This is a genomic window from Verminephrobacter eiseniae EF01-2 (genome assembly GCF_000015565.1).
GTDB lineage: Bacteria > Pseudomonadota > Gammaproteobacteria > Burkholderiales > Burkholderiaceae_C > Acidovorax > Acidovorax eiseniae.
On the sequence record NC_008786.1, the window covers coordinates 5,273,879 to 5,298,176 of the forward strand.

Annotated in this window: 23 protein-coding genes; 12 read left to right on the top strand and 11 right to left on the bottom strand. The window is 66.9% G+C overall.

Features of this window, described 5'->3' with window-relative positions:
• Positions 1–71: 71 nt before the first annotated feature.
• Positions 72–296 (bottom strand): hypothetical protein, encoded by a 225-nt coding sequence (locus VEIS_RS27290; RefSeq protein WP_083758772.1) that lies wholly within the window; start codon positions 294–296, stop codon positions 72–74.
• On the opposite strand from VEIS_RS27290, the gene VEIS_RS23150 reads away from it, so the two are divergent.
• A complete protein-coding gene (locus VEIS_RS23150; protein ID WP_011812448.1) occupies positions 295–2,181 on the top strand; it encodes a cobyric acid synthase in 1,887 nt (628 codons plus the stop codon). The genes VEIS_RS27290 and VEIS_RS23150 overlap by 2 nt on opposite strands.
• 167 nt (positions 2,182–2,348) lie before the next feature.
• Here the strand turns inward: VEIS_RS23150 and VEIS_RS23155 are convergent, their stop codons facing one another.
• The 9 genes from VEIS_RS23155 to VEIS_RS23195 form a co-directional block, all read right to left on the bottom strand.
• Positions 2,349–3,218 carry a M23 family metallopeptidase gene (locus tag VEIS_RS23155; RefSeq protein WP_011812449.1) on the bottom strand — a complete coding sequence of 290 codons (870 nt, stop codon included), beginning with the start codon at positions 3,216–3,218 and terminating at the stop codon, positions 2,349–2,351.
• The gene (locus tag VEIS_RS23160) at positions 3,215–4,906 is read right to left on the bottom strand and encodes a PglL family O-oligosaccharyltransferase (protein WP_198137925.1); all 1,692 of its coding nucleotides are present in this window, start codon (positions 4,904–4,906) and stop codon (positions 3,215–3,217) included. The genes VEIS_RS23155 and VEIS_RS23160 overlap by 4 nt, the downstream gene beginning before the upstream one ends.
• Positions 4,907–5,287: 381 nt before the next feature.
• Complete coding sequence (locus VEIS_RS27295; RefSeq protein ID WP_269667647.1) at positions 5,288–5,842, bottom strand: pilin; 555 nt, start codon at positions 5,840–5,842, stop codon at positions 5,288–5,290.
• 679 nt (positions 5,843–6,521) lie between these two features.
• Entirely contained in the window at positions 6,522–7,061 is a 540-nt protein-coding gene (locus VEIS_RS23170) for a pilin (protein WP_011812452.1), read from the bottom strand.
• Between the two features lie 739 nt (positions 7,062–7,800).
• The gene (locus VEIS_RS23175) at positions 7,801–8,511 is read right to left on the bottom strand and encodes an FHA domain-containing protein (protein ID WP_011812453.1); all 711 of its coding nucleotides are present in this window, start codon (positions 8,509–8,511) and stop codon (positions 7,801–7,803) included.
• 390 nt (positions 8,512–8,901) lie between these two features.
• Entirely contained in the window at positions 8,902–9,873 is a 972-nt protein-coding gene (locus VEIS_RS23180) for a S49 family peptidase (RefSeq protein WP_011812454.1), read from the bottom strand.
• Between the two features lie 31 nt (positions 9,874–9,904).
• Positions 9,905–10,285 (bottom strand): Rieske (2Fe-2S) protein, encoded by a 381-nt coding sequence (locus VEIS_RS23185; protein WP_011812455.1) that lies wholly within the window; start codon positions 10,283–10,285, stop codon positions 9,905–9,907.
• 42 nt (positions 10,286–10,327) lie between these two features.
• On the bottom strand, positions 10,328–11,005 hold the full coding sequence (locus VEIS_RS23190) for an HAD-IA family hydrolase (protein ID WP_011812456.1): 678 nt from the start codon (positions 11,003–11,005) through the stop codon (positions 10,328–10,330).
• A 9-nt stretch (positions 11,006–11,014) separates the two neighbouring features.
• The gene (locus VEIS_RS23195) at positions 11,015–12,019 is read right to left on the bottom strand and encodes an RluA family pseudouridine synthase (protein ID WP_011812457.1); all 1,005 of its coding nucleotides are present in this window, start codon (positions 12,017–12,019) and stop codon (positions 11,015–11,017) included.
• 602 nt (positions 12,020–12,621) lie between these two features.
• Between VEIS_RS23195 and VEIS_RS23200 the strand changes: the two genes are divergently transcribed.
• The 9 genes from VEIS_RS23200 to tolA all read left to right on the top strand — a co-directional run bounded on the left by VEIS_RS23200 (position 12,622) and on the right by tolA (position 22,025).
• Positions 12,622–15,738: an Rne/Rng family ribonuclease gene (locus VEIS_RS23200; RefSeq protein ID WP_011812458.1), complete on the top strand. Its 3,117-nt coding sequence runs from the start codon at positions 12,622–12,624 to the stop codon at positions 15,736–15,738.
• 93 nt (positions 15,739–15,831) lie between these two features.
• Positions 15,832–16,614 (top strand): peroxide stress protein YaaA, encoded by a 783-nt coding sequence (gene yaaA, locus VEIS_RS23205; protein ID WP_011812459.1) that lies wholly within the window; start codon positions 15,832–15,834, stop codon positions 16,612–16,614.
• Positions 16,615–16,736: 122 nt separating this feature from the next.
• Positions 16,737–17,582 (top strand): NADPH-dependent 7-cyano-7-deazaguanine reductase QueF, encoded by an 846-nt coding sequence (gene queF / locus VEIS_RS23210; protein ID WP_011812460.1) that lies wholly within the window; start codon positions 16,737–16,739, stop codon positions 17,580–17,582.
• A gap of 138 nt (positions 17,583–17,720) precedes the next feature.
• Positions 17,721–18,842, top strand: a complete 1,122-nt coding sequence (ribBA, locus tag VEIS_RS23215; protein WP_011812461.1) for a bifunctional 3,4-dihydroxy-2-butanone-4-phosphate synthase/GTP cyclohydrolase II — start codon at positions 17,721–17,723, stop codon at positions 18,840–18,842.
• 2 nt (positions 18,843–18,844) lie between these two features.
• Positions 18,845–19,309, top strand: coding sequence for a 6,7-dimethyl-8-ribityllumazine synthase (ribH, locus tag VEIS_RS23220; RefSeq protein WP_011812462.1), 465 nt, complete (start codon positions 18,845–18,847; stop codon positions 19,307–19,309).
• Positions 19,306–19,836 (top strand): transcription antitermination factor NusB, encoded by a 531-nt coding sequence (gene nusB / locus VEIS_RS23225; protein WP_011812463.1) that lies wholly within the window; start codon positions 19,306–19,308, stop codon positions 19,834–19,836. The genes ribH and nusB overlap by 4 nt, the downstream gene beginning before the upstream one ends.
• Before the next feature lie 99 nt (positions 19,837–19,935).
• The gene (tolQ, locus tag VEIS_RS23230) at positions 19,936–20,643 is read left to right on the top strand and encodes a protein TolQ (protein ID WP_011812464.1); all 708 of its coding nucleotides are present in this window, start codon (positions 19,936–19,938) and stop codon (positions 20,641–20,643) included.
• 19 nt (positions 20,644–20,662) lie between these two features.
• Entirely contained in the window at positions 20,663–21,085 is a 423-nt protein-coding gene (locus tag VEIS_RS23235; protein ID WP_011812465.1) for a biopolymer transporter ExbD, read from the top strand.
• Positions 21,086–21,116: 31 nt separating this feature from the next.
• Entirely contained in the window at positions 21,117–22,025 is a 909-nt protein-coding gene (gene tolA / locus VEIS_RS23240; protein WP_011812466.1) for a cell envelope integrity protein TolA, read from the top strand.
• Between the two features lie 248 nt (positions 22,026–22,273).
• Here tolA and VEIS_RS23245 read toward each other — a convergent pair whose 3' ends face one another.
• A complete protein-coding gene (locus VEIS_RS23245) occupies positions 22,274–22,528 on the bottom strand; it encodes a type B 50S ribosomal protein L31 (RefSeq protein ID WP_011812467.1) in 255 nt (84 codons plus the stop codon).
• A 182-nt stretch (positions 22,529–22,710) separates the two neighbouring features.
• Between VEIS_RS23245 and VEIS_RS23250 the strand changes: the two genes are divergently transcribed.
• A complete protein-coding gene (locus VEIS_RS23250) occupies positions 22,711–23,652 on the top strand; it encodes a tripartite tricarboxylate transporter substrate binding protein (protein ID WP_011812468.1) in 942 nt (313 codons plus the stop codon).
• A gap of 2 nt (positions 23,653–23,654) precedes the next feature.
• Complete coding sequence (locus VEIS_RS23255; RefSeq protein WP_011812469.1) at positions 23,655–24,188, top strand: cupin domain-containing protein; 534 nt, start codon at positions 23,655–23,657, stop codon at positions 24,186–24,188.
• The last annotated feature ends 110 nt before the right edge of the window (positions 24,189–24,298 follow it).

A 24,298-nucleotide genomic window follows, 5' to 3' on the forward strand; every position in this document is an offset into this window, starting at 1 on the left:
CGCGCCGGCCCGCTGGCCATGCGGCGTGCCGCGCGTATCGGCCCGCCGTGGGCCTTGACCCTGGTGTCGCGTCACCGATCAGATGTCGTAGGCTGCGCGCAGCCATCGGAGTGCAGCGCAAGGCGCATCGCGCAGCCCATACCGAGCTGTATTGGCAAGCGATGCAACGCCGCGATGCGCTTCGATGGCCAGCGCAGACCGACAGATGATCGGTGACGCGACACTAGTGCCCGTGGCGGCTGCGCGCCAACGGCGGCGGGCCGGCGCGCTGCCGGCGCCGACCCGGGTGCGCGCATGACCGCGCCCGGGGGTCGCCCGCTGGCCCGTTGCGTGATGGTGCTGGGCACCAGCAGCGGCGCGGGCAAGAGCTGGCTGGCCACGGCGCTGTGCCGCTGGTACAGCAACCAGGGGCTCAAGGTGGCGCCCTTCAAGGCGCAGAACATGAGCAACAACGCCCGGGTGGTGCCCGGCCCGGGCGGCGCGATGGGCGAGATCGGATCGGCGCAGTACTTCCAGTCGCTGGCCGCCCGCGCCGCGCCCGAGGTGCGCATGAACCCGTTGCTGCTCAAGCCCGAGACCGACACGCGCAGCCAGGTCGTGCTGCTGGGGCAGGTGCATGCCGACCTGGGCGCGCTGCCCTGGCGCGGCCGCAGCGCCAGGGTCTGGCCGCAGATCGCCGCTGCGCTGGATGCGCTGCGCGCGCAAAACGATGTGCTGGTCATCGAGGGCGCAGGCTCGCCCGCCGAGATCAACCTGTATGCCAGCGACATCGTGAACCTGCGCGTGGCGCGCCATGCCGCTGCCCGCTGCCTGTTGGTGACCGACATCGACCGGGGCGGCGCGTTTGCGCACCTGTACGGCACCTGGGCGCTGCTGCCCGAGGCCGATCGCCGCTCGATCTGCGGCTTTGTGCTCAACAAGTTTCGCGGCGATGCCGCCCTGCTCGACCCGGCGCCGCAGATGCTGCAAGCGCTGACCGGCGTGCCCACCGTGGCCACCATTCCGATGCAATGGCAGCATGGCCTGCCGGAAGAAGACGGCATGTCCGACGAACGCAGCCAGGGCGTCGGCGCCGTGCACACCACCGTGGCCGTGGTGGCCTGCCCGCGCATCAGCAACCTCGACGAATTCCAGCCGCTCAGAAACCTGCCCGGCGTGCGCCTGCTGTGGGCGCGCAGCCCCGCCGATCTGGCCGGGTTGCGGGCCACGGACTGGGTCATCCTGCCCGGCTCCAAGGCCACCGCCGCCGATCTGGCCTGGCTGCGCGCGCAAGGTCTGGACCAGGCCATCGCCACCCATGCCGCGCAGGGCGGCATGGTGCTGGGCATCTGTGGCGGGCTGCAAATGCTGGGCGAGGCCCTGATCGACAGCGCCGGCATAGACGGCAACGCGCCGGGCCTGGGCCTGCTGCCGCTGGTCACCCGCTTCGAGCCGGCCAAGACCGTGCGCCGCACCCGGGTCCGCTTTCCCGCACTGCAAGGCGCCTGGGCCGCGCTATCGGGCCTGCAGGCCAGTGGCTACGAAATCCACCACGGGCAGACCGTCCTGCATCCGGCTGCCATGAGCGCCGCCCGGCCGCCCGAAGGCGCTCATACCGCAGCCGCAGGCGAAGGTATTCCAGTGACCGCCGCCCGGCCGCCCGAAGGCGCCCATACCGCAGCCGTAGGCGAAGGTATTCCAGTGACCGCCGCCCGGCCGCCCGAAGGCGCTCGCACCGCAGCCGCAGGCGAAGGTATTCCAGTGACCGCCGCGCTGTCGCCCGAAGGCGCTCATACCGCAGCCGTAGGCGCAGGTATTCCAGTGAGCGCCGCCCGGCCGCCCGAAGGCGCTCATACCGTAGCCGCAGGCGCAGGTATTCCAGTGACCGCCGACCGGCCGCCCGAAGGCGCTCATACCGCAGCCGCAGGCGAAGGTATTCCAGTGAGCGCCGGCGGCGGCCTGGCGCGCGAGCTGATCCCCGGCCTGGCCTGGCAAAACGGCGCCGGCAATGTGCTGGGCCTGTATCTGCACGGACTGCTGGAAGACCCCGCAGCGCTGCAAGCCCTGTTTGGCCGCGCTGGCGCAGCCGCCTTGCCGACCCCGGACGCCATGTTCGACGGCCTGGCCCGCACCGTCGATGCCTGCTTTGCGCCGGGCGTTTTGCAGGCGTTGATCGCACCCGGGCCAGCGCCTGCCGCCTGATCCTGCGCTGCCATCGGCCTGCGCGCTGCGCCCGGCACAGGCCAGGCGGTAGCCAGCATCGGATGTCCGACCGGTTCGGCGCCGGACTTCATTGGAGAATCAGGCGTGCAGCGTCTTGGGCGCCATATCCGGCGCAGTCGGCACGGTGTCGCCGCGCATCGGCCCGGTCAGGCCGGGACGAACAGCGCCGGGTCCACCATGGTGCGGTTGAGCACCACGCTCCAATGCAGGTGCGGGCCGGTCACGCGGCCAGTGGCGCCCACGGCGCCCAGGTGCTGGCCGGTTTGCAGCACATCGCCACGCTGCACATCGATGGCGCTCAGATGGCACACCATGCTCAGCAGGCCCTGGCCGTGGTCCAGCCAGACCGTGTTGCCGTTGAAGAAATAGTCCCCCGTGTCGATCACGCGCGCAAGCAGCGGCGCCGCAATCGATGTGCCCGTGGCGGCGGCAATGTCCATGCCGCTGTGCGGACTGCGCGCTTGCCCGTTGAACACGCGCCGCAGCCCGAACGAGCCAGAGCGCGGCCCCGGCACCGGCGCCTGCATGCGCAGTGACGGCGCGGCGCGGCCCGCAGGCTGCTCGGTGAACGTGGCAATCACCAGCGCCTGGTGCGCGCGCTCGCGCTGGTGGCGCGCCAGGTCTTCGGGCGACAGGTCCACCATGCGCGGCGGCACCGTCAGGTGCTGCTGCGGGTACTGCTTGGTGCCTATGGTGTAGGGTAGCGGCCGGCTGCCGGCGCCATCGGCGCCATCTGCTTGCACGCTGATGCACGCCGGCCCCGGCGGCGCCGCCAGCGCAATGCCCACCACCGCAGTCCACGCGCTGGCATCGCCTTGCACCAGCACCGGCACATCCAGATGGCCCTGGCGCTGGTGCGCGACAGGCCGTGCGGCGCCAGCGCCCAGCGCCAGGCGCGCCACGCCGCCGGGCACCGGCAGCGCCTGCGGCCACACAGCAGCGGGCGGCGGCGTGGCGCCAAGGTCCAGCGCCAGCAAGCTGCCGGTGCCAGCCAACGCAGCACGGCGGTTCATCATGGCGTTTTCACTTCCCGCAGTTCAGGGTATTTTTCTTCTTGGCGGCGCAGGGCAGCCACTGCGGCGCGGTAGTAATACGGCCCGTATATTCCCCGGATGATCTTCATTTGCCGGCTCGCCTCCTGCGGCCGGCCATTGAGCCCCAGCGCCAGCGCGTAGCGCAATGTGAGCGAGCCATAAGGAAAGCGCAGCGCGACCTTGCGCAGGTTCTGCATCTCCTGCGCAGTCATGCCTCTTTTGGCCTCTTGCCGGGCCGCATCGAGCATGCTGCCCAGCTGCGAAAGCAGCCAGATATGCTCAGGCGGCCGGTAATCGGCAGGGGTCTTGCCAATGCGCAGATTCTCGAAGCGCACGACGCGAAAATCTTCCTCTATCTGCATGTACTCATGGACTGCGTAGCAACCCAGCGCAAACCATGCACCGAGAAAAACGCCAAAGAACCGCCGTGGCATCACGGCCGGGGCCGCATCTTTCCACGCGGCCTCGACGATCCCGGCCATCAGCCCCGCAGCCAGCAGAAAATACGAATAGGCAAACGGATACTCCAGCAGGCTATGGATGGCAATGGGGAGCAGGCAGGCCATCGCGTACAGCGGATTGACCTGCCTGAGGGCATGGATGCGCGACAAAAACCAGTAGATGCCGGCCAAGGTCAGGGCCAAACCCACGGGAATGCCATTCCAGGCCATCAAATCGAGCACCACATTGTGCGCATAGCTCAGGGACAGCGAGCCTGGCGAATCGAGGGGGCTGGCCATCTGCGCCGTGGCGGTCTGATTCCAGCCATACCCGACCCAGGGCGACTCCAGAATGCCGCCCCATACCTGCCGCCAGATAAAAAACCGCCCGTTGTCGCGCAGCAGGCTCAGACTGCGCCCCTCGTCCATCAGCAATGCGGCATGAACCCAAGGCAATGCCTGCAAGGCCAGCAGAAAGCACAGCAGCCAGCCGACCGCATGCCAAGGGCGAATGCGCGTTGCGGCGCGATGGCTTTTCCAGACGAACAGCGGCACCACGACCAAGGCGCTCAATATCCCGGCGCGCGATTGCGTCAGCACCAAGACCAGTGTCAAAAATCCTGTGGCGCAGAGCAAGCCTGTGGCGCCAATGCGTTTGCGCTCATAGGTCCAGGCCAGCGCCGCAATACCCATCAGCAGCAGGCTGGCCAGTTGATTGGGCTGGCCCATATTGCCCATCGCGCGGTCCCCGACATCGGTCTGCACCACATATATTCCCAGCGGTTCTTGCAGATTCAGCCATTGCAGCAGGCCAATGGCCGCAGAAACCAGGGCCACAAAACCGATGACAAGAAAAACCGGGGCCAGGCTCTGCAGCGCATCGGCTGCGTCGCGCGCATAGGCATAACCCAGTGCAACGGCAACGGCCAGCGCGCACAGGTACAGGGAAACGATGACGGCATCCCCGGCAAACAGCGATATGCCGGCAAACCACTGCAACCACGGCAGCGTGGCCAAAATGACCAGCCCCCAAGCCAGTCGCGGGACGATGAGGCCCCCCCTGTCTCTTTGCGCGTCGGGGACGACCCACCTGCTTGCGGCCAGCAGGCCAATACCCAGCAGCGCCAGCGATTCGGCAGGAAAATTGAGCCACGGCCGGTTATGGTCATAAGACAACCAGGCCCAGGCGAAAACGAGAATGCCAAAGGCATGCAAAAGGGAGGCGGGCATCGACCTGAAGGAGGTCATTCCATTGACGGGCATCCGCCTGTTCCAGCGTGGCATGGGTTGAAGATGGGTCTGAGACGGATAGGGGTTGATCATCACGGGGATGGTAACCAACACGGACGGGGGCCGGCCGCAGACGAAGGCACCCCCAACCCGGCCACCATGGCAATGGCCGCCTCTGGCCGATCACCGTGCTTCACAGCGTTGCCATGCGCTGACCAATCGCATGGCAAGCCACTTTGCCGAGATGGTTGAGTAGATCGCATCTCAAACCCCAAACCCACGGCCCGCTGCTCGCGTTGGCGGGAACAACCGCTCGCAGACGGTGGCGCTGAAAGCGCATAAAAAAGCGGCCGAAGCCGCTTTTTATGGACAACACGAGAATCAGGTACTAGCGGGTGCGCGGCACGAACCGGGCAAGTACTTGGTGGGAATACCGTTAGTTATGCCGGGACCGCAGAGCCAAGCGACTACATTCGTGCCCAACGCAGGTTGCAAGCAAGTCGTAAAAGTGGTTTGATCGCTTGCCGCGCAGGGAGACAATATGATGGTTTTATCATCGATCGCGGTTCCGAGATTTCGCATCGTCACAGTCACACGGCCACCACCTGCATTGCCAGCGTTGGATGCGGAGGTTGCCACCGACTTCACGTACTTGGTGCTGGAGACATCCGATATTTCACAGCCCCAGCCATTGTCTCCGATGACCGCGTTGGAGGCTGCGGATTGGATCACTTCGGTGATGGTGGTGCGACACGCTGATCCGGCCAGAATGCCCTCGGATACCCTGGCGCGCTTGGTGTAGTCCTGGTAGGTCGGCAAAGCGACGGATGCCAAGATACCGATGACCGCAACCACGATCATCAGTTCAATCAGGGTGAAACCCTGCTGGCCCGTCCTGAGAGAGAGAGAGAGAGAGAGCGCTTCATCATCAAAAATCCCCTTAAAGTCAAGAGTTACGAAAGAAAAGAAAGTTTACGCGCACTCAAGGGGCCGAGCAATTGTCATGCCTGCATCAATGACCGCGTGATCTCGTGCCTGATGTCATGAATGGGCCATGCATAGGCCATGAATGGGCAGGGTTTGTGCGCCGGCGCTTACCTTTTTGTTCTTCATAAACAGGCTGCGCAGACCATTGGCACAGGGGCGCACGATGATCGCAAGCCCCCTGTCACACTGTGGCGCTGGCTTTGCCCGCGCTGTGCAGGAAAGCCCCGCCGCTGCTGCCTGCGGGGTGGTGCCCGGAGGCGCTTGCCGGATCACAGGCCCGGCCCGCTGTGCGAGGAGCCGCGCCGCGCAAGGGTTTGGCGGGGGGGGCTTTGGTTTGGGTTGATCTGCACCCGCAGGCCGGGCAAAACCTGGCAATCCCGGTGATATCTGTCCATGCGCCGGTCAGCGGGGGATCACGGTGGCGCGGCTCCAGCGGTTGATCGCCTGGCCTGTGCATCGCCCACGGGGAGCAGGTCAGAGCGCCACCGCCACCTGTGGCTCGGGTGTTGGCCCATACCCTGACGCTTGTCGCCGCGCCGGGAAACTGCTTTGCCCACTGCGGATGCCGGTGCAGGCCCCATGCACATAAAAAAAGCGGCCGAAGCCGCTTTTTGGAATGGCACGAGAATCAACTGGTACCACTGGCAGGAGTGCGGCACGAACCGGGCAAGTACTTGATGGAAACACCGTTGCTCAAGCCGGGACCGCAGAGCCAAGTGGCCACATTCCCGCCCAATGCAGGTTGTTTGCATTCCCCCAAAGTGGCTTGCGTGCTTTCCGAGCAGGGAGCCAGCACGATGGTTTTTTCATCGACGCCATCTCCGATATTTCGCATCGTCACCGTCACGACGGCGCCGCCTGTATTGCCAGCGTTGGTTGCGGCGGTCGTGACCGACTTCACGTACTTGGTGCTGGAGGTCTCCGATATTTCACAGCCCCAGCCATTGGCTCCGATGATCGCGTTGGAGGCTGCGGATTGGATCACTTCGGTAATGGTGGTGCGACAGGCCGAGCCGGCCAGAATGCCCTCGGATACCTTGGCGCGCTTGGTGTAGTCCTGGTAGGCCGGCAAGGCCACGGAAGCCAGGATGCCGATGATCGCAACCACGATCATCAGCTCGATCAAGGTGAAACCTTGTTGACTCTTGGGGCTGGAATAGCGCTTCATGGAAACCTCCCGATGTAATTTGCAAATGCGCCGGGTTTGCGCAACTGCCATGCCGGTTGCCCATGGTCGCGATGTAATTCTTTGTTCTGTTATTTATTGATTCCTGCGTAAATTTCTGTCTGGTGAATCATTGATTCGGCTGCAAGCATTTGTGCCAATGCGGCCTTACTGCCCGGGTCTTCATGCGCTCTGCACCCCGAAGGCGTCACCGAAGAATGGGTGATACGCCGACCCCGGCGGAATTTGTCCAGTGCACCCCAAGTCAGGCTTTTGAACTGGACACTCCCCTGCGCGTGCCGTTCGCCGACCATATCCACCGGTTCCATATCAACCGGTTGCCTGGCGCTGCGGCCCAGGATGGTGATCCTGCGCCGAGACATAGTGCATGGCCGGGCCGATCCACCTGGCTTGTCGTTGCGGCTTGCGGCCCGATGGCATCGAATGGGATCAGGTCGGTGACAGCGACAACAGCGACAAGGCCGACTGGCAAGCTGCTTGGCGCAGCCTTTGGCCTGCCCCACAGTCCGCTCTACGGGCAGGCCATCGCATCACGCTGAGGATCACGCCATGCAAAGCACTCCCGGGTGGGGTCGTAAGCCGCAAGCGCCGAAATTTCCGCTGGCCGTCCCCGGCATGCGCCCATCCCTGGCCCTATCGGCGCTGCGCGCCAATCCCCGATTTGAAGGCGGCACCCGGGCGCTCGTCGAGATCGACACCCGCCAGGTTCGACGGACAGACGTCAGCCGTGCTCGAACCGCATTTCGGTGCCGGCCAGTTGGAGCCGGTCACCGTTTTTCAGCGGCACGGGCGTCGTTCCTATCAACGCCCCGTTGAGCTGCGGCATGTCGGGGCCTTCGACATGGGCCAGCACGAAGTCCTGCTGCCGCTTGGTGATGGAGGCGATGGCGACGCCCGGTTTGCCAATGGTGGTCACTACTTTCTGCAAGGCCACGGTGCGCCCGGCTGCGGCGCCCGAGATGACACGGATGAGGGCGCTGGCAGAGGCCAAAGCCGGGGCGGCGGGAGTGGCCGGGGCCGTTGGGGCGGTTGGGGCGATCGGTGCAGCCGGGGCGGCCTTTGCGGCCGGCGCGGGCAGCGGCGCTGCGCCTGAGTTGCCGAGCTTGGCGAACGATGTCTTGTCGTAGCTGCGGTCTCCGGCTCTCTGCACGAAGCGGATTTTGTACTTGCCCAGTTCCACCGTGTCGCCGTTGCGCAGTGCCTGGCGTTTGATGGCCTTGGCGTTGACGTAGGTGCCGTTGGTGCTGCCGAGGTCTTCGATCTCCACGCCCTGGCTCGCCATGTCCATGTGGATCACGGCATGCTCTCCGCTGACGGCAAGGTGATCGATCGCGATGTCGTTGTACGGGCGCCGCCCCAGCGTGGTCCGCTCTTTGGTCAGTTGTACTTCCCTGACGACGACCCCGTCGATTGAAACGATCATTCTGGGCATGATCCATATCCTGATGTGGTGAATGGCTGTGGTTCGGACCCTGCGGGCGACCCCCGGTATCTGGGTCCTGTCCGGGCCTTGCGCGGGTTGGGCGATGTCTGCGACGATCGAATCCGGGGTGTGTTGCAAATCCTCACGATAATACCATCTACCATCCGCGCCACCGGTCCGATGGCATTGTTGCCATCTCCCGGCGCTGCGGTGGTCTGTCTCTGGTTTGTCTCTGGCTTGGCGCCGATCCCGGTGGCTTGGTCGTTTTCACGGACTTATCCATGATCCATGCATCGGGACGGCCGACGGCGGCGCAAGCGCCGTTTGCATCGGCGGTGACGGTCGTGCGCCGTGGCCGGGACTGCGCTGCGCATCAGCCGCAGCGCAGTCCCGGCGCATTCAGCGCAATGGCGCCCCGGCAACGGACAGCGATTTCATGATGCCCACGCCCAGTGCGGTGCCAAAGCGTTTGGCCAGGAGCTCGAAGCGCTTGGCCAGGAGCTCGGCCACGTTCTCACGGCGGGTGTAGTCGATGATGTCTTCGGCCTTGACCACTTCGCGCGCCACGTAATCGAGGTTGCCCAGTTTGTCGGCCAGGCCCATTTCAACGGCCTGCTGGCCGGTCCAGAACAGGCCGCTGAAGGTGTCCGAGGAGGTGCTCTTGAGGCGCTCTGCGCGTCCGGCTTTGACTGCGGCGATGAACTGCTGGTGGATCTGGTCGAGCATGGTCTGCGCGTAGGCGCGCTGTTTGTCGGTCTGCGGGCTGAAGGGGTCGAGAAAGCCTTTGTTCTCGCCGGAGGTCAGCAGGCGGCGTTCCACGCCCAGTTTTTCCATGGTGCCGGTGAAGCCGAAGCCATCCATCAGCACGCCGATGCTGCCGACGATGCTGGCTTTGTCGACATAGATGTCATCGGTGGCGGCGGCAATGTAGTACGCCGCCGAGGCGCAGGTTTCTTCGACCACGGCGTAGATCGGCTTGTTGTGCTTGGCTTTCAGGCGCCGGATTTCGTCGTTGATGATGCCGGCCTGCACCGGGCTGCCGCCGGGCGAGTTGATCAGCAGCACCAGGGCTTGGGAGCCGTCGTTTTCCAGCGCGCTGCGCATCGCTGCGACGACGAATTCGGCACTGGCGCCGGCGCCGGCGGCAATCTCGCCCTTGATGTCGACCATGGCCGTGTGCGGCGCGCTTTTGCTGATGCCCGGCACGGTCTGGCGCAGCGTCACAAACGCGATGCTGGCCATCAGCACCAGCCAGGCGAGCCGAAAGAAGGTTCTCCAGCGGCGGATGCTGCGTTGTTCGTTGAGGGTTGCAAAGGCCAGCTTTTCCAGCGTGGCGCGCTCCCAGCCGGGTTCATGCGATGAATCGCTCACAAAATGGCTCCTGAAGAGAGGGGGGGCTTGTTCAGAACGCTGCGGGTTGCAGGTCGTGTGCAGTATGCCAGCGCACCAGGCCGGCATTTTCCGACAGCGCAATTTTTATCAGGCCGCCCCGGCAGGGGCCGCCGGCGCACCGGCCCGTGCCGGGATGGTATGCCGCGCCATGGGTGGCGCACAGCAGCCATTGGCCGGTGCCGTCGAAGAAACGCCCGGGCTGGTAGTCCAGTTCCATGGCCACATGGGTGCAGCGGTTCAGATAGGCATGGGCCTGGCCCCGGTAACGGATGGCAAAGGCGCGGCAGGTCCGGCCTGCGTAGCGCACGTCGAACGCCAGCGCCAGGCCGCCATCGACGAGGTCGGCACTGTGGCACAGGGCGATGGCGGTTTCGGCAAGGGGGTCGTTCATCGCGCGCGGGGCGGGGGGCGGGGGCGGGGTTTGGCGGCGGTTTCAGGCTTCTTGCAGCAGCCAATCGTGCAGTTCGCGCACCGAGCGGGCGACGAACAACGGGGCCAGCGTCTGGAATGCTTCGGGCCCATGGGCGCCGTAGCTCACCCCCACGCTGGCGCAGCCCGCGTTGACGGCCATTTGCAGGTCGTGGGTGGTGTCGCCGATCAGCAACAGGCGCTGCGGCGCCACGTCGAATTCGGCCATCAGTTCTTGCAGCATCAGCGGGTGCGGCTTGCTGGCGGTCTGGTCGGCGGTGCGCGAGCCGTCGAATACTCCCCGCAGGGCCACCGAGTGCAGGGCTTCGTCAAGCCCGCGCCGGCTTTTGCCGGTGGCCACGGCCAGCAGGTGGCCGCGCTGGCGCAGGTCGGCCAGCAGGGGCGCGACGCCGTCGAACAGGCTCAGGTCATCCTGGTGCCGGGCGTAGTGAAAGCGGTAACGCTGGCCCAGGTCGTGGTGCTTTTCGGGCGGCACGTCCGGCGCCGCGTGGACCAGGGCCTGCATCAGCCCCAGGCCGATCACGTAGGTTGCGGCTTTGTCGCTGGGCACGGTGCCGCCGACATCGCGCACCGCCGCTTGTATGCAGCGCGCGATGATGGCCGTGGAGTCGTACAGGGTGCCGTCCCAGTCGAAGGCGATCAGATCGAAGCGGCGCGGGCGGGTGGTGTTGGTGGCGGGCATGGGGTGCGTTCACGGGGGATTGACGAGATCGGCCAGTTCGGGCGCCAACTCGGCATGCAGGGCGACAGGCTCGCCCGAAGCGGGGTGCTTGAACTGTAACCGCCAAGCATGCAAAAACATGCGCTTGAGACCCTGCTTTTGCATGCGCTTGTTGAGCTCGAAATCCCCGTATTTGTCGTCCCCCGCGATGGCATGCCCCTGGCTGGCCAGGTGCACGCGGATCTGGTGCGTGCGGCCGGTCTTGATCGTCACCTCCAGCAGTTGCAGCGCGGGCAGGCCCGCGCGCGCGGGCCAACTGCCGCGCGGCCGGACCAGGGTGATGGAGCGCATGCCGTGCGGGTCGTCGGCCGTGGTCACACGCACGCGGCGCTCGCCGTCGGCTTGCAGGTATTTGTGCAGCGGCAGGTCGATGACCCTTTGGTGCGCCGGCCAGGCGCCCGCCACCAGTGCCAGATAGGTCTTGCCGGTCGTGCGCGCGCGCAACTGCGCTTGCAGATGCGTGAGCGCGGAGCGCTTTTTGGCCACCAGCAAGATGCCCGAGGTTTCGCGGTCGAGCCGGTGCACCAGTTCCAGAAATGGGGCGTCCGGCCGGGCCTGGCGCAGTTGCTCGATCACGCCAAAGCTGACGCCGCTGCCGCCATGCACGGCCACGCCTGCGGGTTTGTCGATGGCGATCAGGTGTTCGTCTTCCCAAAGGATGGGAAACTCCCGCGCCGGCGCCGGGTGTTCGGCCTTTTGGGCCACGGCGTCGGAGATGCGCAGCGGCGGCAGGCGCACCATGTCGCCTGCCTGCACGCGGGTGTCGGCGTGTGCCCGGCCCTTGTTGATGCGCACCTGGCCGCTGCGGATGATGCGGTAGACATGGGTCTTGGGCACGCCCTTGAGCTGGCGCAGCAAAAAATTGTCGAGCCGCTGGCCTGCGCTGGCGCCGTCGACCTGCACCAGGCGGGCCGCCACAGGACTTGCGGGGACACTGCGGTCGGAGGGCGGTTTGGCCCCTATAATGCGTTTCACCTGCGCGTTTGCTATGTAAGTGGTTGATTTTTCTGGAGTTTAGTCTACGCAACCCTTGCACTGGCGCAGGCCGGTCGATGCCAGCGGGCGTCGTGCGCGCAGATTGCAGGCTCGATGCCTGCGATGGCCTACACGCCGAACGGCGGGCTGACAGATTGAAACACTGATACGGAATCCCCCAAGTTGGCGCCTGCCCTGTCCCGGAGCAGCCGGCCAACGGATCAAAGCGAGCATGTGGTGGTCGATGGCATGGATGGTGACCTTGTGGCAGTGGCTATGGCCCCTGGCTGCTCGCCCGCATCCGGCCCCGGCGGCCTTGCCAGCAGCGCACGCCGCCGCCATCGGCAGCAACACTGCGCCGCTCGCCATCATCCACGCGCCCCTGCCTTTGCCCGCCGCGCCAGCGCTCGGCAGGTGCCGGGCAGCCCCGGTCGTTCCTTTCGCTTTCGTTTTGATGCGTCAGTCCACACATGCCCGGCTCTTGCCGTGCCTGTCATCTGGTTGTTAATGGTTTGAACTGTGGGCAGCAGCCCGCGCAGCCCTGCCCCTTCGTGGCCTGGCTGCACCGCTGCCGCCCGCGACACACAGCAAGGAATCGCATCATGAAGCGGATGCTCATCAACGCCACGCAGCCCGAAGAACGGCGCCTGGCCATCGTCGACGGACAAAAGCTGCTCGACTACGAAATCGAGATCGAGGGGCGCGAACAGCGCAAGGGCAACATCTACAAAGCCGTGGTCACGCGCATCGAGCCTTCGCTGGAAGCCTGTTTCGTCGACTACGGTGAAGACCGCCACGGCTTTTTGCCGTTCAAGGAGATAGCGCGCAGCTACTTCAGCCCCGGCGCCGCGCCCGGCCAGGCGCGCATCAACGAAGTGATCAAGGAGGGCCAGGAACTGCTGGTGCAGATCGAAAAGGAAGAGCGCGGCAACAAGGGCGCGGCGCTGACCACCTTTGTCTCGCTGGCCGGCCGTTATGTGGTGCTGATGCCGAACAACCCCCGTGGCGGCGGCGTTTCGCGCCGCATCGAGGGTGAAGACCGCGCCGAGCTCAAGGAGGCGATGGACCAGCTCGAATACCCCGGCGGCATGAGCATCATCGCGCGCACCGCCGGCATTGGCCGCAGCGCGCCCGAATTGCAGTGGGACCTGAACTACCTGCTCAAATTGTGGAACGCGATCGACGGCGCGGCCCAGAGCGGCAAGGGCGCCTTCCTGATCTACCAGGAATCGAGCCTGGTGATCCGCGCGATCCGCGACTACTTCAACAACGACATCGGCGACATCCTCATCGACACCGACGACATCTACGAGCAGGCGCAGCAGTTCATGGCGCATGTGATGCCCGAGCATGCCGCCCGCGTCAAGCGCTACCGCGACGCGGCCGCGCTGTTCAGCCGCTTTCAGATCGAGCACCAGATCGAATCGGCCTACGCCCGCACCGTGCAACTGCCCTCGGGGGGCGCCATCGTGATCGACCACACCGAAGCGCTGGTGTCGGTGGACGTGAACTCGGCCCGCGCCATCAAGGGCGGCGACATCGAGGACACCGCCACCCGCACCAACCTGGAAGCCGCCGACGAAGTGGCGCGCCAGATGCGCTTGCGCGATTTGGGCGGCCTGATCGTGATCGACTTCATCGACATGGAGGAAAGCAAGAACCGCCGCGAAGTGGAAAACCGCCTGCGCGAGGCATTGCGCCAAGACCGCGCGCGCGTGCAGTTCGGCACCATCAGCAAGTTCGGCCTGATGGAGATGAGCCGCCAGCGCCTGAAGCCCGCGCTCGCCGAGGGCTCGTCCATCCCCTGCCCGCGCTGCGGCGGCTCGGGCCATATCCGCGACACCGAATCTTCGGCGCTGCAAATCCTGCGCATCATCCAGGAAGAATCGATGAAGGACAACACCGCCGCCGTGCACTGCCAGGTGCCGGTGGAAGTGGCCTCGTTCCTGCTCAACGAAAAGCGCACCGAGATCGCCAAGATCGAGTTCAGGCAGCGCGTGAGCGTGCTGATGGTGCCGAACAAGACACTGGAAACCCCGAACTACCGCCTGGAGCGCTTGAAGCACGACGACCCGCGCCTGGACCATATCGAAGCCAGCTACAAGCTCGCCGAAGAAGTGCAAGACCCCACCGCCGTGACACGCCGCTCGCAAGAGCCGACCAACAAGCAGACCCCGGTCATCAAAGGCGTGCTGCCCGACGCCCCGGCCCCGGCCCCAATACCGGCTCCGGCTCCGGCCCCGGCTGCACAATCCCGCCCCGAAAGCGCAGCCTTGCCACCGCCGGGCGGCCAGCGGCCCGCTGCCCCGGCGCCCGTGGCTGGCGCAGCGCAAGAGCCGGGCTTTCTGACCTGGCTCAAGAGCGTGCTCGGCTTTGGCACCGCGCCAGCGCCAACGCCCGCAGCGGCCACGACAGGCCGCAGCGAACCCCGGCGCGATGGCCGCAGCGCCGAAGGCCGTGGCCGCCGTGGCGAGCGCACACCCCGCGATGCCGAGGGCCGCCCATCCCGTGATGCCGAAGGCCGCACACCCCGTGATGCCGACAACCGCGCAGCGCGCAATACCAATACCGCGCGTGACGCCGAAGGCGCAGGCCGCGAAGGCCGGGCGGTCCGTGAAGGCCGCAATGCCCGCGACGGTGGCCGTGGCCGCCGCTCTGCGGTGCCGGATGGCGCGCCACGCCAGCAGACCGCCGACGCCAGCAGTGACGGCAGCGCAGCGCCGGTGGAAGGACTGAACGGCCAGCACATCGGCAACGGCGCGCCGGCCCAACCACAGCGCGGCCCGCGCCACGAGCGTGCTGAGCGTGCTGAGCGTGCTGAGCGTGCTGAGCGCGGCGAGCGTGTCGAAGGCCGTGCCGAGCGCGGCGCTGCCGCGCCAGAAGGCGCCGGCGCCGGCCGTTTTCCCGACACGCTGCCGCTGGCCGCGCTGCCCGATCTGGACCTGAGCAGCAGCCCCGTCACGCTGCACGGAAACGATGTCGACGGCACCGATGGCGGCGCCCCCGGCAGCGAAGACCCGCAGCGCCGCGAGCGCCGTTCGCGTGACCGCTACGGCCGCTACCGGCGCGATCGCCGTGATCGCCATGAGCCAGGCCCGCGCGACGCCGCCACCGACGCCGAGGCCGACGCGCCAGCGCCGATGGATGCCGACCCCGCAGCCGCGCCCGCGCAGGACGAGTCCCCGCGCCGCAGCTACTTCAGCGCCGCCACGCCGGCGCCGGCCAGCGCAGCACCGGTGGCCCCGGTCCCGGCGCCTGACGAGGCCGTGATGGCCGCCCCGGTGACCGCCGTCGCTGCTGCGCCGGCGCTGGCCGAGGCGGACATTGCCGTGCCGGTCGCGCCCATTGCGCCAATTGCGCCAATTGCGCCAATTGCGCCCATTGCGCCGGTTGCGCCAGTGGCTGCCGTCCCGGTCACCCCGGCCACCCCTGCGGCAACCCCGGTCGCGCATACCCTGCCCCGGGTTCAGTCCTTCACGCTGCCCATCGATGAGTTGCAGCAGGTCGCCGCCACCTCGGGCCTGCAATGGGTGAACTCCGACGCCGACAAGATCGCTGCCGTCCAGGCGGCGATTGCCGCTGAGCCTGCGCCGATCCGCGTGCCGCGTGAGCGGATGCCGGTGCCGGAGCCAGACGATGGCCCGCTGGTGCTGGTGGAAACCCGCCGCGACCTGTCGGCGCTCACCCTGCCCTTCGAGGCGCAACCGCCTGCGGCCTGATGCCTGGCCGGTCGTTCTTCCGACAATGGCTCTGCGGCGACCCCGCAGAGCGCTTTACCGATCTGCTGGCCCATCTTTCACCCCCGGCTCCCGATGCTGTTGCTGCTGTCCCCCGCCAAATCGCTGGACTACGCCACGCCCTTGCCTGAAGGCTGGCCGCATTCCACGCCTTGTTTCATCGCGCAGTCCAGCGCGCTGATCGCGTTGCTGCGCAGCCGGTCGCCGCAGCAGATCGCTGCGCTGATGCAGCTGAGCGCGCCGCTGGCGGCGCTCAATGCCGAGCGCTACCAGGCCTGGCAGCCGCGTTGCAGCGCCAGCAACTCGCGCCAGGCGCTGCTGGCTTTCGACGGCGATGTCTACGAGGGCTTGCAGGCGCGCACGCTGAGCGCGCCGGATCTGGACTGGGCGCAGCAGCATCTGGCCATCCTCAGTGGTCTGTACGGCGTGTTGCGCCCGCTGGACCGGATACAGCCCCACCGGCTGGAGATGGGCACGCGCCTGGCCACTGCGGCCGGCGGCAACCTCTACCAGTTCTGGGGCCGCCAGATTGCCGAGCATCTGAACCACCGGCTGCATGACGACCCCGACCCGGTGCTCGTCAACCTCGCGTCGCAGGAATACTTCAAGGCGGTAGACCGCAAAGCGCTCAACGCGCGCGTGGTCGAATGCGTGTTCGAGGACTTCAAGGGCGGCGCCTACAAGATCATCAGCTTTTATGCCAAGCGCGCCCGGGGCCTGATGGCGCGCCACGCGATCACCCACCGCCTGAGCCGGCCCCGGCAGCTCGAAGGCTTTGGGCTTGGCGGCTATGCCTATGCCCCGGCAGCATCCGACCCCGAGCGCCTGGTGTTCCGGCGCAAGTCGCCCGCTGCCTGAAGCGCGGCGCGCGCGGCCATTGAACCGAAAGCCGGTGCTGGCGCATGTCCTGCCTGTGCCCATAGCGGCAAAAAAATGAAGCATCCGCAGCCGCGCAACCACCACCCATGCAGGGGCAGGCCATGAACCCGCCAGAGTCATCGCCGTTGGGCAAGGCCTCCGCCTGTGTCGACCAGTACGACGCCACGCTGCTGTTTCCGATAGCGCGCGCGGACCAGCGGGCCGAGCTTGGCATCAGCGGCGCGGCGCCCTTTTTCGGGGCCGACCTGTGGACGGCGTTCGAGCTGTCCTGGCTCAATCAGCGCGGCAAGCCGCAGGTGGCGCTGGCCCATATCACCGTGCCCTGCGAGACGCCCCGGATCGTGGAGAGCAAGTCCTTCAAGCTCTACCTGAACAGCTTTTCCAACACCCGCTTTGCCGATGCCGCGCAGGTGCAGGCGCGCATCCGTGCCGATGTCAGTGCCGCCGTCTGGCGCGGGGCGGCCAGCGCGGGCAGCGTCGGCGTGACGCTGCTGGGCCCGGACCGGTTCGCGCAGGAGCTGATGCAAGAGCTCGATGGCCTGAGCCTGGACCGGCTGGACGTGCAATGCACGCAGTACCAGCCCGCGCCCGAACTGCTGAGCGCACAGCACGACGCCGCCCCCGTGTCCGAGCGGCTGACCAGCCAACTGCTCAAGAGCAACTGCCCGGTCACGGGCCAGCCCGACTGGGCCAGCGTGCAGATCGCCTACCGCGGCCCGCCGATCGACCAGGAAGGGCTGCTGCAGTATCTGGTGAGCTTTCGCAACCACAGCGGATTCCACGAGCAATGCGTCGAGCGCATCTTCATGGACCTGTGGACGCGCTGCCAGCCCATCGAACTGACCGTCTACGCGCGCTACACGCGCCGTGGCGGCCTGGACATCAACCCGCTGCGCACCAGCCACCCGCAGGGCCTGCCGCGCAACATGCGCACGGCGCGGCAATGAGACGGACCGGCGCATGGGCCAGGTACATGGGCCAGACGCATGGGCCATCCCCCGGTGAACTAAAATCGCCCCTCCAAGGGCCGCCGACGCCCAGGCTCCTTTTGTGGCCTGCGCCAGCGTTGCCGACGAAAGGCCTCCATGACCTCTGTCCCCACTCCCGTGCCCATCTCGCCGGTGCAAGACATCGTCGCCGAGATGCGCGCCGGGCGCATCGTCATCCTGGTGGATGAGCAAGAGCGCGAAAACGAAGGCGACCTGGTGCTGGCCGCCGACCATGTCACGCCCGAGGCGATCAACTTCATGGCGCGCTTCGGCCGCGGCCTGATCTGCCTGACGCTCACGCGCGAGCGCTGCGAGTTTCTCCACCTGCCGCCGATGGCCGCGCGCAACGGCACGGTGTACAGCACGGCCTTCACGGTCTCCATCGAAGCGGCCGAAGGGGTGACCACCGGCATCTCTGCGGCCGACCGCGCCCGCACCGTGCAGGTGGCCGTGGCCCCGGGCAGCCGGGCCAGCGATCTGGTGCAACCGGGCCATATCTTTCCGTTGCAGGCGGTCGATGGCGGCGTGCTGATGCGTGCCGGCCATACCGAGGCCGGCTGCGATCTGGCCGGCATGGCCGGTTGCAGCCCGGCGGCGGTGATCTGCGAGATCATGAAGGACGACGGCACCATGGCCCGCCTGCCCGATCTGCAAGCCTTCGCCGCCGGGCATGGCCTGAAGATCGGCACCATTGCCGACCTGATCGAGTACCGCAGCCGCAATGAATCGCTGGTGCAAAAGGTGGGCAGCCGCGCACTGCAAACGGCCTACGGCGAGTTCACCGTCCACGCCTTTCGCGACCAGCCCAGCCAGGCCGTGCACCTGGCGCTGGTCAAGGGGCAGTGGAGCGCCGACGAGGTGGTGCCGGTGCGCGTGCACGAGCCGCTGTCGGTGCTCGACGCGCTCGGAGGCAACCGCTCCATGCACTCCTGGGATCTGAACACCGGCCTGCAATACCTGGCCGCCCAGGGCAAGGGCGTGGCCGTGCTGCTCAACTGCGGCGAAAGCGCCGAGCAGTTGCTGGCCCAGTTCGAAGGCCGGGCGCGCGCCGCCCAGGCCCCCGAACGCGGTCGCATGGATCTGCGCACCCACGGCGTGGGCGCGCAGATCCTGCGCGAATGCGGCGTGCACCGGATGGCGCTGATGGGCCAACCCCGGCGCATGCCGAGCATGGCCGGCTACGGGCTGGAGATCACCGGCTTCATCCCCAAGGAATGAACATGTTCGGCGCAGACAAAGGCACGGCAGACCGGCTCGACGGCAAGAAACTGCACATCGGCATCGTGCAAGCCCGCTTCAACAGCGGCATCACCAACGCGCTGGCAGCGGCCTGCTGCGCCGAACTGCTGGCGCTGGGCGTGCAAGACAAGCACATCATGCAGGTGCAGGTGCCCGGCGCGCTCGAAATCCCCGTGGCCCTGCAAGCCATGGCCGAGCGCAACCACTACGACGCGCTGATCGCGCTGGGCTGCATCATCCGTGGCCAGACCTACCACTTCGAGCTGGTGGCCAACGAATCGGGCGCCGGCGTGACGCGGCTGGCGCTCGACTACCAAATCCCGATCGCCAACGCCATCATCACCGTCGAGAACCTCGAGCAGGCCATTGCCCGCCAGAGCGAAAAGGGCGCCGACGCCGCCCGCGTGGCGGTGGAAATGGCCAATTTGCTGGACGCGCTGTCATGAGCACGAACCACGACGCCGCGCCGGCTGACGCTCGACCGCCCCCGGCAGCGCGCGCCAAGGCCATCGGCGGGCGCGGGCCGGGCGCGCGCCTGCCCCGCAGCCGCGCGCGCGAATTCGCGCTGCAGGCGCTGTACCAGCACCTGGTGGGCGGCAACGATGCGGCGGACATCGACGAATTCACGCGCGGCCTGGCCGGTTTTCACAAGGCCGATGCGGCGCATTACCAGACCCTGCTGCATGGCTGCATCGGCGCGGCAGCGGACATCGATGCGCTGATCGTCCCGCTGCTGGACCGCCAGTTGATCGCCATCTCGCCGATAGAGCGCGCCACGATGTGGATCGGCGTGTACGAATTTCAGCATTGCCCGGACGTGCCCTGGCGCGTGGTGCTCAATGAATGCATCGAACTGGCCAAGGAATTTGGCGGCACCGACGGCCACAAGTACGTCAACGCCATGCTCAACGCTCTGGCGCCGCGTCTGCGCGCCGCCGAAGTGGCGGCCGACAGGGCCAGGGCAGCGCCCTGAGCGAGACCCGAGCCGCCCGGGCCGGATGCGCTGCGCATCGGCCCGGGCCACGTTGCGCCCTGCAAGAATCGCCAGCACCTCTTTTTTGAAACGACGCCGATGAACTCCCAAGACATGTCCATCATCTCCCTGATGCTGCACGCCAGTTGGATGGTGCAACTCGTGCTGCTGCTGCTGCTGAGCGTGTCGATCGCCAGTTGGGCGGCGATCTTGCGCAAGCTGTTTGCGCTGGCGCGCATCAAAGCCCTGAACGAGGAATTCGAGCGCGAATTCTGGTCCGGCGCCAGCCTGAACGACCTGTACGCCAACGCCACCCGCAACGCCAGACAGGCCGGCCCGATGGAGCGCATCTTTGCCAGCGGCATGCGCGAGCACCAAAAACTGCGCGAGCGCCGCATCGCCGACCCCGGCACCCTGCTCGACGGCGCGCGCCGCGCGATGCGCGCGAGCTTTCAGCGCGAGATGGATGTGGTCGAATCCAGCCTGTCGTTCCTGGCCTCGGTAGGCTCGGTGTCGCCGTATGTGGGCCTGTTTGGCACGGTGTGGGGCATCATGCACGCCTTCACCGGCTTTGCCGGCATGGCGCAGGTGACGCTGGCCACGGTGGCCCCCGGCATTGCCGAAGCCCTGGTGGCCACGGCCATCGGCCTGTTTGCCGCGATTCCGGCGGTGATCGCCTACAACCGCTTTGCACGCGACATCGACCGCGTGGCCACGCACCAGGAGACCTTCATCGAGGAGTTCTCCAACATCCTGCAACGCAATCTGGGCGCCCATGTCGCCCATGCCGCAGCCCCGGGCCACTGAGCACAGGAAAACCGCCGCCATGCCTGCCATCGCCACCCGCGGCCGAGGCCGCCGTACCATCAACGAGATCAACATGGTGCCGTTCATCGACGTGATGCTGGTGCTGCTGATCATCTTCATCGTGACGGCCCCCATGTTCACCCCGGGCATGATCGGCGTGCCCCGCGTGGGCCAGAGCATGAACCCGCCCAAAGTGGTGGCGCAGCTCATCGTCCACCGGGACGGCGCGCTCCAGTGGCGCACCGCCCAAGCCACGCTGCGCCTGAGCCTGCGCGAGATCGGCGCTGCCGCCGTGCGCTGGCAAGCAGACCAGGGGCCGGACAGCGCCGTGCTCATCAGCGCCGACAAAGGCGTGCAATACGATACCGTGGTCAAGGCCATGGATGCGCTGCAAAAAGCCGGCGTGCAACGGGTCGGACTGCTCGTGCAGCAAGGCGGTTGAACCGAACCCGCCCCGTGTAGCTCAGACGCCCATGCATGCCCACGACGACCGCGACCAGTTTGCCCCGCCCCGCCCGCCGGCGCATCTGCGCGCAATCGTGCTGTCCGTGCTGGTGCATGCGCTGCTGATTGGCGCGCTCACCTGGGGCGTGCACTGGAAAAGCAGCACCAACCCGCCCGCCGTCACCGCCGAACTATGGGCGGCTGCGCCCCGGCAGGCCGCCGTCGAACCCGCCGCGCCGCCAGCAGTGCCGCCAGTAGTCCCGCCAGTAGCGCCGGCTGCGGCGCCCACGGCACGGCCGGACACGGCGCCCGCAGCGCAGCCCCCCGACACGCGCGTGGCCGACATCGCCATCGAACGCGAGAAAAAGCGCCAAGAACGCGAGCGCCAGGAAGCGCAGCGCCGCGAGCGCCTGCAAAAGAAAAAAGAAGCCGAGCAGCGCGCAAAGCAGTTGGCCGAACAGGAAAAGCAGAAGAAACTCGCGCAAGACAAGCTCCGGGCCGAGCAAGCCGCCAAGAGCAAAGCGCAGGCACAGGCACAGGCACAGGCACAGGAGCAGGAGCAACGACTGGCCCGGCAGCGCGAGGACAATCTGCGGCGCCTGCAAGGACTGGCCGGGGCCAGCGGGGGTGACAATGGCGCCGCCTTGCGCAGCGCCGGCCCGCCAGGCCCCTCGGGCAGCTACAGCGCCAAGGTCAGCGCCAGGGTCAGGCCAAACATCGTGTACCCCGACGCCATCGCGGGCAACCCGCGCGCCGAGGTCGAAGTGCGTCTGTCGCCCGACGGCACCATCGTCGGCAAACGGCTGCTGCAACCGAGCACCAGCAAAGCCTGGGATGACGCCGTGCTGCGGGCGCTGGACAAAACCGAAACGCTGCCGCGCGATGTGGACGGACGGGTGCCCCCGTCATTGGTCATCGGATTCCGGCCGCAGGACTGAGCGCCTGGGGGCTACCCGGGTGGGGGCGACGAAATGCCGCGTTGCGCGGTCATCGGCCAGACCGCGCGGCGCGCAGTCCATCGGGGCATCGGGGCTGGCACCGGGCCGAAGCCGCCGCCAGCGGGGCGAGAATGCGCCGTCAGCAGGCAGCGGGTGCGCGCCGATGCCCGGGTGACAGGACTGGATGCGCGCCCTTGGGCGCACAGGACCGGATATGCGCCCGCATCGGCGCACGGGCAAAAGACGGCTTACTTCGCTGCCGTCTTGCCGAAACGGTTGCGAAAGCGCTCCACGCGGCCGCCCATGTTGTCCACCGACTTTTGCGTGCCGGTGTAAAAAGGGTGCGACTCGGAGGATGTATCGAGCTTGTACAGCGGATATTCCTTGCCCTCGAAGGTCTCGGTTTCCTTGGTGTTCGCGCACGAACGGGTGACAAACTTGAAGCCGTTGGACAGGTCCGAAAACAAGACTTCGCGGTAGTTGGGGTGAATGCCTTCTTTCATCGTCGATTCCCTTGGGGGTCAAATGCGCCTAGCCGTGCCAAACCCGGTGCAACCTTTGCGCCGTAGAGCATTTGGCATACTTGGGCCGCAGAAAAAGCCCCCGACTATAGCCTGTGGGCCGGGGCCTGTCATCAGCCATTGAACCGACGGCCAGCGCAAGCGGGCATTTCAGGACTCCCTCGATGAAAGCATGGATTGGCGTCATTTTCTTGTCCGTCGCCACACTGGCATGCGCGCAGGACAAACCCGCAGCCGGTGTCACCGAGGTCATCGTTGCCTATTCGGCCGGCGGTGGTGTCGATCTGATGGCGCGCGCCTTTGCGCGCCAGGCCGCGCGCATGAGCGGACAGAACTGGGTCGTGACCAACCGCGACGGCGCTGCCGGCATCATCGGTTTTGCGGCGCTCGCGCGCGCCGCGCCCCATGGCCAGACCCTGGCGTTCTCGCCGGCCTCTCCGATCACCCATGCGCCCTTGCTTTTCAAGACCATGCCGTACCGCAATGAACAGCTCGAGCCGGTATGCCAGGTGTTTGAAAACATCTTCACCATTGCCGTGCGCGCCGACTCTCCGATCCAGACCCTGCAGGATCTGACGGCGCGCGCCCGGGCCGCCCCCGGAAAACTGGTCTACGGCCATGCCGGCAACGGCTCTGTGCCGCATCTGGGCGTTGCGGCCGTGGCCAAGGCGCTGGGGGTGCCATTCAATCCGGTGGCCTTCAAAGGCGATTCGGCGGTGCTGGCGCAGTTGCTCGGCGGCCATCTGGACTTCGCTGCGCCGGCCATTGCCTCGATCGCGGGCAAAGGTCTGCGTGTGCTGGCGCTGCTGTCCGACAGGCGCCACCCCTTGCTGCCCGAGGCCCCATCGCTGGCCGATCTGGGCTACCCCGCAGTGACCCCGGGTCTGAACGGCCTCTTTGCCCCGGCCGCAACCCCGCCCGCGACGCTCGCCCGAATCCAGGGGCTGTGCCAGAAGGTGGTGGCGTCTGACGGCTTCCGGCAGGCCGCGCTGGGACTGCACCAGGTGCCGGCCTACCTCGATGCAGCGCAGTTCAAGGCCCGCATCCTGCGCACTTACCAAGCCAACGCCGAACTGTTGCCCCACCTCGACCTGGAAAGGCACTGAAGATGACACTCCCCCCGATTCGCCGGGTCGTCACCGGCATCAACCCGCAAGGCGAGTCCGCATTCATCGAGGACGGGCCTGCTCCCGCAGTGCGCATGGTGCCGCAGCGCCCCGGCTATCGCGTGACCAATCTGTGGTGCACCGGCGCAGCGCCAGCCCCCGTGGACGCTGCCGACGCCATTGCCGGGCACCAGGGCGTAGCGCCGGCCAAGGGCGGCACCGTGCTGCGCATCATCGACTTCCCGCCCGAGCCGCAGGACCCGCAAGCGCTCGAACACATGCTGCAAGCCACCTTCGCCAGCATGTACCGCGACGCACGACATGCGCCGCGCGCCGGCGAGCATCCCGGCATGCACTGCACGCGCACCGTGGACTATGCGCTGATGCTGGAAGGCGAGTTGCTGGCCATCATGGAAAGCAGTCAGACCACGCTGCGCGCGGGCGATGTGCTGATCCAGCGCGGCACCCGCCACGCATGGGCCAACCGTTCGGGCCGCCCGGCGCGCATTGCCTTCGTTTTGGTCGATGGCCTCTGATGCGCCGCCCCGCCAATGGACGACCCATGGGGACTGCGCATGGCCTGTGCCGCCCTGCAAATGACGGCGCATGGCACCGCGCCTTGCGCGCCAGGGCGGCGTTGCCCATC

Excerpts from the sequence above, each read along its gene's own strand:
- ribH (WP_011812462.1), top strand. The coding sequence starts at position 18,845 with ATGTTCGGCGCAGACAAAGGCACGGCAGACCGGCTCGACGGCAAGAAA.
- VEIS_RS27290 (WP_083758772.1), bottom strand. The coding sequence starts at position 296 with ATGCGCGCACCCGGGTCGGCGCCGGCAGCGCGCCGGCCCGCCGCCGTT.
- VEIS_RS23185 (WP_011812455.1), bottom strand. The coding sequence starts at position 10,285 with ATGAACGACCCCCTTGCCGAAACCGCCATCGCCCTGTGCCACAGTGCC.
- tolQ (WP_011812464.1), top strand. The coding sequence starts at position 19,936 with ATGAACTCCCAAGACATGTCCATCATCTCCCTGATGCTGCACGCCAGT.
- VEIS_RS23175 (WP_011812453.1), bottom strand. The coding sequence starts at position 8,511 with ATGCCCAGAATGATCGTTTCAATCGACGGGGTCGTCGTCAGGGAAGTA.
- VEIS_RS23245 (WP_011812467.1), bottom strand. The coding sequence starts at position 22,528 with ATGAAAGAAGGCATTCACCCCAACTACCGCGAAGTCTTGTTTTCGGAC.
- yaaA (WP_011812459.1), top strand. The coding sequence starts at position 15,832 with ATGCTGTTGCTGCTGTCCCCCGCCAAATCGCTGGACTACGCCACGCCC.
- VEIS_RS23235 (WP_011812465.1), top strand. The coding sequence starts at position 20,663 with ATGCCTGCCATCGCCACCCGCGGCCGAGGCCGCCGTACCATCAACGAG.
- VEIS_RS23200 (WP_011812458.1), top strand. The coding sequence starts at position 12,622 with ATGAAGCGGATGCTCATCAACGCCACGCAGCCCGAAGAACGGCGCCTG.
- VEIS_RS23190 (WP_011812456.1), bottom strand. The coding sequence starts at position 11,005 with ATGCCCGCCACCAACACCACCCGCCCGCGCCGCTTCGATCTGATCGCC.
- tolA (WP_011812466.1), top strand. The coding sequence starts at position 21,117 with ATGCATGCCCACGACGACCGCGACCAGTTTGCCCCGCCCCGCCCGCCG.
- queF (WP_011812460.1), top strand. The coding sequence starts at position 16,737 with ATGAACCCGCCAGAGTCATCGCCGTTGGGCAAGGCCTCCGCCTGTGTC.
- nusB (WP_011812463.1), top strand. The coding sequence starts at position 19,306 with ATGAGCACGAACCACGACGCCGCGCCGGCTGACGCTCGACCGCCCCCG.
- VEIS_RS23155 (WP_011812449.1), bottom strand. The coding sequence starts at position 3,218 with ATGATGAACCGCCGTGCTGCGTTGGCTGGCACCGGCAGCTTGCTGGCG.
- ribBA (WP_011812461.1), top strand. The coding sequence starts at position 17,721 with ATGACCTCTGTCCCCACTCCCGTGCCCATCTCGCCGGTGCAAGACATC.
- VEIS_RS23170 (WP_011812452.1), bottom strand. The coding sequence starts at position 7,061 with ATGAAGCGCTATTCCAGCCCCAAGAGTCAACAAGGTTTCACCTTGATC.
- VEIS_RS23150 (WP_011812448.1), top strand. The coding sequence starts at position 295 with ATGACCGCGCCCGGGGGTCGCCCGCTGGCCCGTTGCGTGATGGTGCTG.
- VEIS_RS23255 (WP_011812469.1), top strand. The coding sequence starts at position 23,655 with ATGACACTCCCCCCGATTCGCCGGGTCGTCACCGGCATCAACCCGCAA.
- VEIS_RS23160 (WP_198137925.1), bottom strand. The coding sequence starts at position 4,906 with ATGCCCGCCTCCCTTTTGCATGCCTTTGGCATTCTCGTTTTCGCCTGG.
- VEIS_RS23250 (WP_011812468.1), top strand. The coding sequence starts at position 22,711 with ATGAAAGCATGGATTGGCGTCATTTTCTTGTCCGTCGCCACACTGGCA.